The organism is Oceanimonas marisflavi (genome assembly GCF_003049725.1).
In the GTDB taxonomy this organism is placed as follows: domain Bacteria; phylum Pseudomonadota; class Gammaproteobacteria; order Enterobacterales; family Aeromonadaceae; genus Oceanimonas; species Oceanimonas marisflavi.
Window position 1 is genome coordinate 1 of sequence record NZ_QAGM01000004.1, and the last position, 13114, is coordinate 13114.

Genomic DNA, 13114 nt, shown 5'->3' on the forward strand with positions numbered 1-13114 from the left:
CCTCTAAAGGGCCGTCCGAGACCAGGACGTTGATAGGCAGGGTGTGGAAGCGCTGTGAGGCGTGCAGCTAACCTGTACTAATGACCCGTGCGGCTTAACCATACAACACCCAAGAAGTGTGAGACCTTGCAGGCTCAAGAGCACAACATATTCATCATCAAAGTTTTTTCCGAATTACGATTTTATGCCTGGCGGCCATAGCGTTGTGGAACCACCTGACTCCATGCCGAACTCAGCAGTGAAACGCAACCGCGCCGATGATAGTGTGGCAGCTGCCATGTGAAAGTAGGTCACTGCCAGGCACCCAATTTCTGCTGATATAGCTCAGATGGTAGAGCGCACCCTTGGTAAGGGTGAGGTCCCCAGTTCGATTCTGGGTATCAGCACCAAAATTTGTTTGACTGCCATAGCGTTGTGGCCCCACCTGATCCCTTGCCGAACTCAGAAGTGAAACGCAACCGCGCCGATGATAGTGTGGCAGCTGCCATGTGAAAGTAGGTCACAGTCAAACACTCTATTGCGAAAAGCCCGATACAAGCGTATCGGGCTTTTTTCGTTGTGGCTGATAATTGGCTTGACCTTACCCCAAGGGGAAAGGTTATGGTTGGGTGGTGTTTTTATCGCTTATGGAGCCAGTCATGAATATCAGCAAGGTGTCTGAGCTGACCGGCCTGACCGCCAAAACCCTTCGTTACTATGAGGCCATCGGCCTTGTTTCATCTCCTGATCGAGGCGCAAACGGCTACCGTCGTTACAACGATGCCCTGATCCGGCGTATTCGCTTTGTAAAAAATGCCCGGGAAGCCGGGTTCAACCTGGATGAATGCCGGGAGTTACTGGCTTTACACGATAATGAGTGCAGAACCAGTGCGGAAGTGAAGGCGCTGACTCTGGCCAAAATCGAGGATATCGAACAGCGAATTGCTCATATGCAGAATATGCTGAAAGGTTTACGTCGCCTGGCTGATCAATGTCATGGCGACGGCAAGCCTGACTGCCCTATCATGGATGCGCTGGGCGGTGCGGGTGACGCTTGCCCGATGAAAGAGTGATCTTGATCACCTTTTCCTTCCCGTTTTTGGCGCAAAATGCGTCATAAGTCGTATTTTATCTGCATGTTAACAAGGGGTTACATCTTGTAGGCAGATTCAGACAGCAACCAGAGCAAAGATGTGAGCATGAATGAACGATAAAAAGAGCAGAATCGACGTCAAGGACGTTACTCCGAAGAAGCGTTCCCACCGCCCCGCCGATGACGGCCATATCTACGTCAGGGCACAGGCCGGAAAATGGCAACGCCTGCGCAAGCAGATGGGCTGGCTGTTAATGTTGTTGTTTCTGGTGGGGCCCTGGATTCAGTGGAATGGTAACCAGGCAATTCTGCTGGATGTGGAGCAGCAACGTTTTCATATTTTTGGCACTACCCTCTGGCCTCAGGACCTGACGCTGCTGGCCCTGCTGTTTATGGTGGCTGCCTTTGGTCTGTTTTTTCTGACCACCTTTCTTGGCCGGGTATGGTGTGGTTATTTATGCCCGCAAACAGTGTGGACCTTTATCTTTATCTGGTTTGAAGAAAAGTTTGAAGGCAGCGCCAACAAGCGCCGACAGCTCGACAAGGCTCCCTGGAGCTTTAACAAGATCTGGCGCAAGACTGCCAAGCATACCGGTTGGCTGGCAGTATCGCTGTTGACCGGATTTACTTTTATCGCCTATTTCGTGCCGGCCCAGGAGCTGGCCTGGGGACTGCTGACCTTTTCCACCAGCTTCTGGGTGGGTTTCTGGGTGCTGTTCTTTGCCTTTTGTACTTATGGTAATGCAGGTTTTATGCGTACCATAATGTGTACCCATATGTGCCCCTATTCCCGTTTTCAGTCGGCCATGTTCGACAAGGACACCTATATCGTCAGCTATGACGTTGAACGGGGTGAAAAACGGGGCCCACGCCCGCGCAAGAAGGATCCTAAAGAACTGGGGCTGGGCGACTGCATCGACTGTGATATGTGCGTGCAGGTCTGTCCGGCCGGCATCGATATTCGCGACGGCCTGCAGTATGAATGCATCAACTGCGGAGCCTGTATCGATGCCTGCGATCAGACCATGGAGCGCATGGGCTACGAACCGGGTCTTATCAGCTATACCACAGAGCACAAGCTGGTGCATAAAGAGACCCATGTAGCCCGGCCCAAGCTGATTGGCTATGGCATTATCATGGTGATCATGCTGGCTGCCTTTGCCTTTATGGCCACCCGTATTATGCCCATGGGCCTGGAGGTCATTCGGGATCGTAACCAGCTCTATCGGGAGACGGTGGAAGGCATGGTGGAGAACACCTATACCCTCAAGCTGCTCAATAAGACCCTGACGCCGGCTACCTACCAGCTGAGTGTGGAAGGCATGGAAGAGGTTGAGTGGATTGGACCATCCGAAGTCAGCATTGAGGGCGGAGAGGTGCTGAGCCTGCCGGTCAGCCTGTCGGTGGATCCTTACCTGCTGAATTCACCGGTGCAGGACATTGCCTTTGTGATGAGTCGCAAGGATGCCGGGGAAGACAAGACTTCGGTGCGCACCGAGAGCAAGTTCTTCAGCGCCCTGCGCTGATGCCAGACAAAGCATGCTAGAGTAAGCCGCAGTGACCCTGCGGCTTTTTTATTGGAGAAATATGGATTACTACCAACTGACCCCGGATGTGATCGACGAGGCGCTGGCGAGTGTGGGCATTTACGTGGATCGCGGTCTGATGGCGCTGAACAGTTACGAAAACCGGGTATATCGCTTTCAGTCTGAAGACGAGGGCACCCTGGTAGCCAAGTTCTATCGCCCCGGTCGCTGGACACAAGTTCAGATTGCACAGGAACTGGCTTTTGTGGCTGCGCTGGCCGGCGCGGGGGTGCGGGTAGCCGAGCCGCTGCAGCGTGATGAGCAGAGTCTGTTTGAATATCACGGTTTGTTGTTTTCGGTGTGGCGCTCGGTGCCGGCCCGGGCCTTTGAGCCGGATAATCTGGAGCACCTGGAAGCCCTGGGTGAGCAACTGGCCCGGCTGCACAGCGTTGGCGAAACTCTGGTGCTGGATCAGCGGCCAACAATGGATCCGGTGACTGAGCTGACTCACTCCCGTGGAGTACTGGCGCAACAGGCTGCCATTCCTGCCAGCCTGCGTGATGGTTTTTTCAGTGCTCTGGATCAGCTGATAAAAGGTGTTGGCGAACATTACCGGCCCGGTCCCCTTATTGCTATTCACGGTGACTGTCATGGCGGTAACCTGCTGTGGGAGCGTGGCCCCTGGCTGCTGGACTTTGACGATTGCCGGCGCGGCCCGGCGGTGCAGGATCTGTGGATGATGCTGAGCGGTGACCGCAATGAGCAGCTGGTGCAGCTCGACACCCTGCTTGCCGGTTATGAGAATGTTCGCGAGTTCAACAGTGCCGAGCTGGCCCTGATTGAACCACTTCGTGCCACCCGTATGATCAACTATATGGCCTGGCTGGCGGCGCGCTGGCATGATCCGGCCTTTCCGGTGGCGTTTCCCTGGTTCAATACCGAAGATTACTGGCGGCAGCAGACTCATGCCTTGATCGAGCAGAATCAGAGTCTTTCGGCGCCTCCGTTATCCTTGACCTCATGGAGCTGATTCCTTAACTTGGATCAGAATTAAATAAATGGGATCCATCCTATGAAAAAGCTGATTTTTGCCTTTGTAACCATGTTGCTTGTCCCTCTGGCCCATGCCGCTTCCGAATTTCAGGAAGGGGTGGAATATACCGTGGTCAGTGAAGTTCCCAGCAGCAAGCCGGAAGTGACCGAGTTTTTTTCCTATGTTTGCCCTCATTGCTACAGCTTTGAGCCGCTGATGGACAAGCTGGCCGAGCGTCTGCCCGATGCCGAAATCAACAAGGTACCGGTTGCCTTTCTGGGCCGTGACATGGGACCTGTGCTGCAGCGGGCCTACGGTGCCGCCGTGCTGCTGAAGGTGGAAGACAAGATCACGCCGGTGATGTTTGATCGTATTCACCGCCAGAAGAAAATGCCGGCGTCTATTGACGACGTAAAGGATGTCTTTGTGGCAAATGGTGTGGATGCCAAGGACTTTGACGGTGTCGTCAACAGTTTTGCTCTCAACGGCATGATCGCCAAATACGACAAACTCACCGACAAGTTCAAGATCCGCGGTACGCCTACCGTGATTGTGCGTGGCAAGTATGAGCTGAACATGGGCGAAATCGGTTCGGAAGACAGGTTTTACCGGGTGGTAGAATATTTGCTGTCTGCTGACTAAAGTCGACGTGCAGTCAATGACGGCCGGTAATTACCGGCCGTTTTTATTGTTGATCACGCGGGTGCTGCGGCATCGGCAAATCAATATCGTCGTGGCTGAAGGCGCTCCAGTGTTTGACTGGCAGGTGAAACAGGTAGAATTTTTCCCGGTGAGAATCAGTCACAAACCCCATGCCCAGCAGAGTCAGCTCAAAATGCACATCCGAGACAAACTGCTGGTTATAACGTTGCCGTCCCGAAAGCTCGGCAATATCGTCCCGGGTCAGATACACCCCTTCCCTGTGTTTGCCAAACCGTTCCTGCAGCCACTCGGAAAATTCCCTGGCACTTTTCATATCTTCTCCTGAGATGCTGTTATTTATGGTTATTTTCGCAGTCGGGCCAGCAGTCTGTCCATGGCTCTGTAGCCGAGAGCTTCCATCAGGTGAGGGCGGCCAATATGTTGTTCTCCGGCAAGATCGGCAATGGTGCGGGCCACGCGGATCAGTTTGTGCCAGGCACGAATGGACAGTTTCATTTGCTGCAGTGCCTGCTCCAGAAAGGCGGCATCTTCGGCAGATAAGGGGCACAGTGCATCCAGTTCGGCAGCGCTGAGTCGGGCATTGGGTTTCCCCGCCCTGTGCTGTTGCCGTTCTCGGGCGGCCAGTACCCGGGCGCGGACCACGGCCGAGCCTTCTGATTTTTTTCTGGGCCGGCTCAGCTCCCCTGGTGGTAAAAGAGGAATTTCCACCGACAGATCAAAGCGATCGATAAAGGGGCCGGAAATTTTGCCGAGGTAGCGCAAAATCTGCTCTGGTGAGCTGCGGGTAAGACCGTCCTGATAGTGTCCGCAAGGGCTGGGATTCATGGCGCCGATCAGCTGAAAGCGGGCAGGGAAGGTGACACTATGGGCTGCCCGGGAAATACTGATGGTACCGGTTTCCAGGGGCTCGCGCAGAGCATCGAGCACTCTGCGTTCAAACTCGGTGAGCTCATCGAGAAACAGCACACCATGATGAGCCAGGGAGATCTCTCCGGGTTTCGGATGACTGCCGCCACCCACCAGTGCCGCTGCCGAAGAAGAATGATGAGGCTGGCGAAAGGCCCGTTGTCGCCAGCGGGCGAACTCCAGAGGCTGGCCGCTGATGGAGCGAATGGCAGCGGTTTCCAGCGCTTCTTCTTCGGTCATGGGGGGGAGCAGATCCGACAAGCGGCTGGCCAGCATGCTTTTGCCGGTACCCGGCGGACCCAGCAACAGCAGGTGATGCTCGCCGGCGGCGGCAATTTCCAGCGCCCGCTTGCCGGTTTCCTGTCCAATTACATCACTCAGGCAGGAGATGGCAACATGTTCGGTACTGTCAGCCGGTTCGGGGTGAGTGAGTTCACCTTCCTGCTGCAGCCAGGCGGTGATGTTCAGCAAATGGGAAGCCAGCAGTGCCGGGCTGGGGCTAAGCAGGCCGGCTTCGGTGCCGTTGGCGGCGGGAATGATCAGCCGGCGATCACTGTCGCGGGCGGCCAGCACCGCCGGCAGTACCCCCTTGATACCGCGCAGTTCACCGGTCAGGGCCAGTTCGCCGAGAAATTCCAGGCCGTCGAGGGATGAGTCCGGGATCTGCTCCGATGCGGCAAGAATGGCCATGGCAATGGGCAGATCGAAGCGGCCACCGTCCTTGGGCAAGTCTGCCGGTGCCAGATTAACGGTGATGCGCCGGGCCGGAAATTCAAAACCGGCGTTGATCAGAGCGCTGCGCACTCTGTCCCGGGCTTCCTTTACCGTGGTTTCCGGCAGCCCCACTATGTTAAATGCCGGCAGGCCATTGGCCAGATGGGCTTCCACCGTAACCAGGGGGGCGGTCACGCCCAGGCTGGCCCGGGCAAACACAACGGCAAGAGACATAGGCTCATCCTTGAAATATTATTTTTAATTTGTGTGTTTTTTCAGTTTTTATCACTGGTTGTGTATAAGCCTTGTTCGCATTTTTTTGTGAACCCGGCTCAGGAAAGTCTTGAGTAGTGTAGGACACTATGCTAGTTCTATAGGCCAGCCGCGCCGGGGACTCCGGCAGACGCACTCAATTTTTTGGTCGGTTTTATGAATTCCATCGTACGCATCGTCAACATTATCGTGGTCCTAGTGGTGATTATTAAATCTCCGCTCGGGGCACTGTGGTCTGACGAAAGCCGGTAACCGGCCGACAACGAAGCACAAACCCCCGAGCCACTCGGGGGTTTTTTTTTATAAAAACTTTGGCAGCAATACAGGGACAGCAAATCACATGAATGGCTCACAGTACATTGTCCAGACACTGAAACAACAAGGGGTAACCCAGATCTTCGGCTACCCCGGCGGTGCCATCATGCCGCTTTACGACGCCCTCTATGACGGCGGTGTGGAGCATTTGCTGTGCCGGCACGAGCAGGCCGCCGCCCTGGGCGCGGTGGGCTACGCCAGAGCCAGTGGTCAGGTGGGCGTGTGCATGGCCACCTCCGGTCCCGGCGCCACCAACCTGATCACCGGTCTGGCCGACGCCATGCTCGACTCCATTCCGGTGGTGGCCATTACCGGCCAGGTGCCCATGGCCGCTATCGGCACCGATGCCTTTCAGGAAGTGGACGTACTGGGCATGTCGCTGTCCTGCACCAAGCATTCCTATCTGGTAGAGAACGTGGAAGATTTGGGCGACATCATCGCCGAAGCCTTTGAAGTGGCCCGCTCCGGCCGGCCCGGTCCGGTGTTGATCGACGTGCCCAAAAACGTGCAGGTGGCGCTGGTGGAGCCGCGCCCCACCGAGCCCTGCACCACGGCCCCCAAGGCGCTGGACGAAGCCGCCCTGGCCAAGGCAAAGGCCATGCTGGCCGAGGCCCGTCAGCCAATCCTCTATGTGGGGGGGGGCGTCGGCATGGGGAATGCCGAGGCAGAATTACGTGCTTTTGCCGAGCAAAGCGGCATTCCCGCCGTGACCACCCTGAAAGGCATCGGCACCTTGAATCCGAACCACGAGCTGTTTTTGGGCATGCTGGGCATGCACGGAACAAAAGCGGCCAACCTGGCGGTTCAGCAGAGCGATCTGCTGATGGTGGTGGGCGCCCGTTTTGATGACAGGGTGACCGGCAAACTGGATGCCTTTGCGGTGAACGCCAGTGTCATTCACCTGGACAAGGATGCCTCCGAGTTTGGCAAGGTGCGTCATGCCCATGTGGGTATCGATGCCGAGCTGAAGGAGGTGTTGCCGCTGCTCACCGGTGAGCGTCTGGCCATTGACCCCTGGCGCGAGCAGTGCAAGGCGCTCAAGGCCGAGCACCAGTGGCGCTACGAGCACCCGGGCGAGGCTATCTTTGCCCCGCTGATGCTCAAGCAGCTGAGCGAGGCGCTGGACGACACCGCCATGGTCAGCTGTGACGTGGGCCAGCACCAGATGTGGGTGGCCCAGCACATGCGTTTTACCAGCCCGCGCAATCACCTCAGCAGCGCCGGCCTGGGCACCATGGGCTTTGGTCTGCCTGCCGCCATCGGCGCCAAGCTGGCCCGCCCCGAGCACGAGTCGGTGCTGGTGTCCGGCGACGGCTCCTTCATGATGAATGTGCAGGAGCTGGGTACCCTCAAGCGCGCCCAGCTGCCGGTGAAGATGGTGCTGCTCGACAATCAGCGCCTGGGCATGGTGCGCCAGTGGCAGGAGCTGTTCTTTGACGGCCGCTTCAGTGAAACCATTCTGACCGACAACCCGGATTTTGTGGCCATGGCCGCCGCCTTTGGCATTCCGGGCGAAACCATTACCCGCAAGGAGCAGGTGCAGCCCGCCATCGCGCGCATGTTGCAGGCCGACACCGCCTACCTGCTGCATGTACGTATTTCAGAGGAAGAAAACGTCTGGCCCCTGGTGCCGCCGGGCGTGGCCAACGATCAAATGATGGAGAGCAAATCATGAACCAGCACAACTTGCAGATAGAAGCCCAGTTTCGCCCGGAAGTGCTTGAGCGGGTGCTGCGCATGACCCGCCACCGCGGCTTTCGCGTGGACGACATGGAAATGTCCACCTCTGCCGATTGTCAAAACCTGAGCATCAGGGTTACTGTCAGCAGTGAGCGCCCCATTCGGCTGCTGAGCAACCAGCTTGAAAAGCTGATGAACGTGACCCGCGTAGAAGCGCATCTCATGGAGCAACCGCTGAAAAAATCGGCCTGAGGATAACAACAATGTCTACCGCCAAGTACATCTGGTTCAACGGGAATATGGTGCCCTGGGAGAATGCTCAGGTGCATGTGATGACTCACGCCCTGCACTACGGCTCATCGGTGTTTGAAGGTATTCGTGCCTACAACACTCCCAAGGGGCCGGCGATCTTTCGGCTGGAAGAGCATGTGCAGCGGCTGTTTGATTCCGCCAGGATCTACCGCATGACCATTCCCTATACCAAGGCGGAGCTGATGGACGCCTGCCGGGCGGCGGTAGCCGATAACGAGCTCGACAGCGCCTACCTGCGCCCGCTGGTGTTTGTGGGCAACGTGGGCATGGGGCTGAATGCACCGAAAGACGTGCCCTGCGAGGTGATCATTGCCGCCATTCCCTGGGGTGCCTATCTGGGTGAAGAGGGGCTGGAAAACGGCGTGGATGTGTGTGTCACCTCCTGGAACCGGCTGGCCCCCAACACCATGCCCACCGGCGCCAAGGCCGGCGGCAACTATCTGTCGTCCCAGCTGATTTCCGGTGAGGCCAAGCGCCACGGCTACAGCGAGGGCATCTCCCTCGATGTGCACGGCCACCTCAGCGAAGGCGCCGGCGAGAACCTCTTCCTTATCAAGAACGGCGTGCTCTACACGCCGCCGGTGACCGCCTGCATACTGCCGGGCATTACCCGTGATACCCTGATGACCCTGGCCCGGGAAGCAGGCTATGAAGTGCGGGAAGAAGCCATCGCCCGGGAAGCCCTGTATCTGGCCGATGAAATGTTTATGACCGGCACCGCCGCCGAGGTCACCCCGGTGCGCAGTGTGGACGGCATCACTCTTGGGGAAGGGAAGCGCGGTCCGATCACCAAAGAGCTGCAGCAGGCGTTTTTTGGTCTGTTTGACGGCAGCACCCAGGACAAATGGGGCTGGCTCACCCCGGTAAAAGACTAATTCAAATTTATGGAGATGGGGCGCGGTTGCGCTCCGCTGTTCTCACGCAATATCAGGAGTAAAAGGAATGCCAAGGTATCGTTCAGCCACCACCACCCACGGCCGCAACATGGCCGGCGCCCGCGCCCTGTGGCGCGCCACCGGCATGACCGAAGATGATTTCGGCAAGCCGATTATCGCCGTGGTGAACTCCTTCACCCAGTTCGTGCCCGGCCACGTGCACCTGAAAGACATGGGTCAGCTGGTGGCCCGCGAAATTGAAGCGGCCGGCGGTGTGGCCAAGGAATTCAACACCATCGCGGTGGATGACGGTATCGCCATGGGTCATGGCGGCATGCTTTACTCCCTGCCCAGCCGTGAGCTGATCGCCGACTCGGTGGAGTACATGGTGAACGCCCACTGCGCCGACGCCATGGTGTGTATCTCCAACTGTGACAAGATCACTCCCGGTATGCTGATGGCCGCCCTGCGGGTCAACATTCCGGTGATCTTCGTGTCCGGCGGCCCCATGGAAGCGGGCAAGACCAAGCTGTCCGATCAGCTGATCAAGCTCGACCTGGTCGACGCCATGATTCAGGGCGCCGATCCCACCGTATCCGACGCCCAGAGCGAACAGGTAGAGCGCAGCGCCTGCCCCACCTGTGGCTCCTGCTCCGGCATGTTTACCGCCAACTCCATGAACTGCCTGACCGAGGCCCTGGGCCTGTCCCAGCCCGGCAACGGCTCTTTGCTGGCCACTCACGCCGACCGCGAGCAGCTGTTCAAGACCGCCGGTCACCGCATTGTGGAGCTGACCAAGCGCTACTACGAAGGCGACGACGCCAGCGTACTGCCCCGCAACATCGCCACCAAGGCCGCGTTTGAGAACGCCATGGTGCTGGATATCGCCATGGGCGGCTCCACCAATACCGTGCTGCACCTGCTGGCCGCTGCTCAGGAAGCGGAAACGGACTTCACCATGGACGACATCGACGCCCTGTCGCGCCGTGTGCCCCAGCTGTGCAAGGTGGCGCCGTCCACCCAGAAGTACCATATGGAAGACGTGCACCGCGCCGGTGGCGTGATGGGCATTCTGGCCGAGCTGGCCCGTGCCGGCCTGCTCAACACAAATGTGAATACCGTGCTGGGCATGACTCTGGCCGAGCAGCTGGCCGAATACGACATCATGGTCACCGGCAACGAGGCGGTGAAGACCATGTTCCGCGCCGGTCCGGCGGGCATTCGCACCACCCGTGCCTTCAGCCAGGACTGCCGCTGGGACACCCTGGATGACGACCGTGCCGAAGGCTGTATTCGCAGCATCGACAATGCCTATAGTCAGGAAGGCGGTCTGGCCGTGCTGGCCGGCAACCTGGCCATTGACGGCTGTATCGTCAAGACCGCCGGCGTGGCCGACGAAAACCTCACCTTCCGTGGCCCGGCCCGGGTATACGAGAGCCAGGACACCGCCGTGGCCGGCATTCTCGGTGGCGAAGTAAAAGCCGGTGAAGTGGTCGTTATTCGCTACGAAGGCCCCAAGGGCGGCCCGGGCATGCAGGAAATGCTGTATCCCACCACCTATCTCAAGTCCATGGGCCTGGGCACCAAGTGCGCCCTGATCACCGATGGCCGCTTCTCCGGCGGCACCTCCGGCCTGTCCATCGGTCACGTCTCTCCCGAAGCGGCCAACGGCGGCACCATTGGTCTGGTGCAGACCGGTGACATCATCGATATCGATATTCCGGCCCGCAAAATCGAGCTGGCGGTGTCCGGGCAGGAGCTGGCGGCCCGCCGCGAAGCCATGGATGCCAAGGGCGAACAGGCCTGGCGCCCGGTTGACCGTGAGCGGGAAGTGTCCTTTGCCCTGCGCGCCTATGCCTCACTGGCCACCAGCGCCGACAAGGGCGCGGTACGCGACCGCAGCAAACTGGGAGGCTGATGTATGGCACAACCGGCACTGAAAGACGAAAAAGGCACGCCCCGCTCCGCCACCGAGTACCTGCGCCATATTTTGCTGTCGCCGGTGTACGAGGCGGCCCGGGTTACGCCGCTGTCGCCGCTCAAGAAAATTTCCGAGCGGCTGGGACACCCGGTGTCCCTCAAGCGGGAAGACATGCAGCCGGTACATTCTTTCAAGCTGCGGGGTGCCTACAACAAGATTGCCCAGCTCACTCCCGAGCAACAGCAGCGCGGCGTGATCGCCGCCTCTGCCGGCAACCATGCTCAAGGGGTGGCGCTGTCGGCGGCCAAACTGGGCATAGACGCCACCATCGTCATGCCCACGGTCACGCCCGATATCAAGGTGGAGTCGGTGCGCCGCTTTGGCGGCAAGGTGGTGCTGCACGGCAACAACTTCGATGAGGCCTATGCCCGTTGTCTGGAGCTGATGCAGGAAACCGGCGCCACCCTGATCCCGCCCTTTGACGATGAAGACGTGATCGCCGGTCAGGGCACGGTGGGCCGGGAGCTGCTGGAGCAGGACACCCGGCTGACTCATGTGTTTGTGCCCGTGGGCGGTGGCGGCCTGGCCGCCGGCGTGGCGGTATACATCAAGCAGCTGTTGCCCCAGGTCAAGGTGATCGGAGTGGAAGCCGAGGGCTCCGCCTGTCTCAAGGCGGCGCTCAACGCCGGTGAGCTGGTCACCCTGGACAGAGTCAGCATGTTTGCCGATGGCGTGGCGGTGAAGCGCATGGGCACCGAAACCTTTCGTCTGTGCCGGGAGTTTCTCGACGGCGTGATCACAGTATCTTCAGACGAGATCTGCGCCGCCCTCAAGGACATCTTTGAGGATACCCGCGCCATTGCCGAGCCTTCGGGGGCGCTGTCGCTGGCCGGCCTCAAAAAATACAGCCAGGCCGGGGACTATGCCCACGCCCGCATGGCGGCGGTGCTGAGTGGCGCCAACGTCAACTTTCATTCCCTGCGCTATGTGTCCGAACGGTGTGAGCTGGGTGAAAAGCGGGAAGGGGTGCTGGCGGTCACCATTCCCGAGCGCAAGGGCGCCTTTCTGCAGTTTTGCGAGGTGCTCGGCAACCGCATGGTGACCGAGTTTAACTACCGTTATTCCTCCGACGACAAGGCCGCGTTGCTGGTGTCGGTGCGACTGTCCGGCGGCGATCGGGAGCTGGCGCAGATCATGGCGGAGTTGCAGCAGGCCGGCTATCCGGTGGCCAACATGACCGACAATGATCTGGCCAAAACCCATGTGCGTTACATGGTCGGTGGCCGCACCCCCAAGCCGCTGCAGGAACGCCTGTACAGCTTTCGGTTTCCGGAGCAGCCCGGCGCCCTGATGCGCTTTCTGCGCACTCTGGGCACCCATTGGAATATCAGCCTGTTCCACTACCGCAACCACGGTGCCGAATTTGGCCGGGTGCTGTGTGGCTTTGAACTGCCCGACAGCGACATGGCCTCGTTTGAGAGTCATCTTGCGGAGCTGGGTTACACCTGGTACGACGTGACTCAGGATCCCGCTTACCGCTTCTTTCTGGCTCACTGACAAGGCCATTGTTTAATAACGGAAAAATGCCGGGCTTGCCCGGTATTTTTATGTCCGCGCACTGGCGCACCTGCAGCAGTTTATTAACATTGTGTTAATGTTTTTGCTTTCTTCCGCGCTGTTTGCGTTCCCCGTCCCGGCCCGCAGTGGCGCCGTTAAGGGCATCTTTACCCCTGAATATCTGGCCGGTTTTTTCTTAATGCGATTGATACAAAACTGTTTACAGTTTTTTATTGACCAGTTTTCGTTCGGCTGTTTTAATCGCGC

General features: G+C 58.4%; 11 protein-coding genes, 1 tRNA gene and 3 rRNA genes. 13 read left to right on the top strand and 2 right to left on the bottom strand.

The window, feature by feature from the left end; translation table 11 throughout:
• From DA373_RS03585 to DA373_RS03620, 8 genes are all read left to right on the top strand, one after another.
• Positions 1-102 (top strand): 23S ribosomal RNA (locus DA373_RS03585); the annotation flags it as partial.
• 85 nt (positions 103-187) lie between these two features.
• Positions 188-302, top strand: a 5S ribosomal RNA gene (rrf, locus tag DA373_RS03590).
• Positions 303-313: 11 nt separating this feature from the next.
• A tRNA-Thr gene (locus DA373_RS03595) sits at positions 314-389 on the top strand.
• A gap of 7 nt (positions 390-396) precedes the next feature.
• A 5S ribosomal RNA gene (gene rrf, locus DA373_RS03600) occupies positions 397-511 on the top strand.
• Between the two features lie 127 nt (positions 512-638).
• A complete protein-coding gene (cueR, locus tag DA373_RS03605) occupies positions 639-1052 on the top strand; it encodes a Cu(I)-responsive transcriptional regulator (RefSeq protein WP_107850987.1) in 414 nt (137 codons plus the stop codon).
• A gap of 130 nt (positions 1053-1182) precedes the next feature.
• Complete coding sequence (gene ccoG / locus DA373_RS03610; RefSeq protein WP_107850988.1) at positions 1183-2598, top strand: cytochrome c oxidase accessory protein CcoG; 1416 nt, start codon at positions 1183-1185, stop codon at positions 2596-2598.
• A gap of 61 nt (positions 2599-2659) precedes the next feature.
• Entirely contained in the window at positions 2660-3628 is a 969-nt protein-coding gene (locus tag DA373_RS03615; protein WP_107850989.1) for a serine/threonine protein kinase, read from the top strand.
• A 42-nt stretch (positions 3629-3670) separates the two neighbouring features.
• On the top strand, positions 3671-4273 hold the full coding sequence (locus DA373_RS03620) for a thiol:disulfide interchange protein DsbA/DsbL (RefSeq protein WP_107850990.1): 603 nt from the start codon (positions 3671-3673) through the stop codon (positions 4271-4273).
• Positions 4274-4316: 43 nt separating this feature from the next.
• On the opposite strand, the gene DA373_RS03625 is transcribed toward DA373_RS03620, so the two are convergent.
• The gene (locus DA373_RS03625; protein ID WP_107850991.1) at positions 4317-4607 is read right to left on the bottom strand and encodes a hypothetical protein; all 291 of its coding nucleotides are present in this window, start codon (positions 4605-4607) and stop codon (positions 4317-4319) included.
• A gap of 29 nt (positions 4608-4636) precedes the next feature.
• Positions 4637-6148 (bottom strand): YifB family Mg chelatase-like AAA ATPase, encoded by a 1512-nt coding sequence (locus DA373_RS03630; RefSeq protein WP_107850992.1) that lies wholly within the window; start codon positions 6146-6148, stop codon positions 4637-4639.
• Positions 6149-6527: 379 nt separating this feature from the next.
• Between DA373_RS03630 and ilvG the strand changes: the two genes are divergently transcribed.
• From ilvG to ilvA, 5 genes are all read left to right on the top strand, one after another.
• Positions 6528-8177 (top strand): acetolactate synthase 2 catalytic subunit, encoded by a 1650-nt coding sequence (ilvG, locus tag DA373_RS03635; protein WP_107850993.1) that lies wholly within the window; start codon positions 6528-6530, stop codon positions 8175-8177.
• Positions 8174-8434, top strand: coding sequence for an acetolactate synthase 2 small subunit (gene ilvM, locus DA373_RS03640; protein ID WP_107850994.1), 261 nt, complete (start codon positions 8174-8176; stop codon positions 8432-8434). The genes ilvG and ilvM overlap by 4 nt, the downstream gene beginning before the upstream one ends.
• 11 nt (positions 8435-8445) lie before the next feature.
• Positions 8446-9369 (top strand): branched-chain amino acid transaminase, encoded by a 924-nt coding sequence (locus DA373_RS03645; RefSeq protein ID WP_107850995.1) that lies wholly within the window; start codon positions 8446-8448, stop codon positions 9367-9369.
• A gap of 67 nt (positions 9370-9436) precedes the next feature.
• A complete protein-coding gene (ilvD, locus tag DA373_RS03650; RefSeq protein ID WP_107850996.1) occupies positions 9437-11287 on the top strand; it encodes a dihydroxy-acid dehydratase in 1851 nt (616 codons plus the stop codon).
• Between the two features lie 3 nt (positions 11288-11290).
• Positions 11291-12847, top strand: a complete 1557-nt coding sequence (gene ilvA / locus DA373_RS03655) for a threonine ammonia-lyase, biosynthetic (RefSeq protein WP_107850997.1) — start codon at positions 11291-11293, stop codon at positions 12845-12847.
• The last annotated feature ends 267 nt before the right edge of the window (positions 12848-13114 follow it).

Excerpts from the sequence above, each read along its gene's own strand:
- cueR (WP_107850987.1), top strand. The coding sequence starts at position 639 with ATGAATATCAGCAAGGTGTCTGAGCTGACCGGCCTGACCGCCAAAACC.
- ccoG (WP_107850988.1), top strand. The coding sequence starts at position 1,183 with ATGAACGATAAAAAGAGCAGAATCGACGTCAAGGACGTTACTCCGAAG.
- DA373_RS03615 (WP_107850989.1), top strand. The coding sequence starts at position 2,660 with ATGGATTACTACCAACTGACCCCGGATGTGATCGACGAGGCGCTGGCG.
- DA373_RS03620 (WP_107850990.1), top strand. The coding sequence starts at position 3,671 with ATGAAAAAGCTGATTTTTGCCTTTGTAACCATGTTGCTTGTCCCTCTG.
- DA373_RS03625 (WP_107850991.1), bottom strand. The coding sequence starts at position 4,607 with ATGAAAAGTGCCAGGGAATTTTCCGAGTGGCTGCAGGAACGGTTTGGC.
- DA373_RS03630 (WP_107850992.1), bottom strand. The coding sequence starts at position 6,148 with ATGTCTCTTGCCGTTGTGTTTGCCCGGGCCAGCCTGGGCGTGACCGCC.
- ilvG (WP_107850993.1), top strand. The coding sequence starts at position 6,528 with ATGAATGGCTCACAGTACATTGTCCAGACACTGAAACAACAAGGGGTA.
- ilvM (WP_107850994.1), top strand. The coding sequence starts at position 8,174 with ATGAACCAGCACAACTTGCAGATAGAAGCCCAGTTTCGCCCGGAAGTG.
- DA373_RS03645 (WP_107850995.1), top strand. The coding sequence starts at position 8,446 with ATGTCTACCGCCAAGTACATCTGGTTCAACGGGAATATGGTGCCCTGG.
- ilvD (WP_107850996.1), top strand. The coding sequence starts at position 9,437 with ATGCCAAGGTATCGTTCAGCCACCACCACCCACGGCCGCAACATGGCC.
- ilvA (WP_107850997.1), top strand. The coding sequence starts at position 11,291 with ATGGCACAACCGGCACTGAAAGACGAAAAAGGCACGCCCCGCTCCGCC.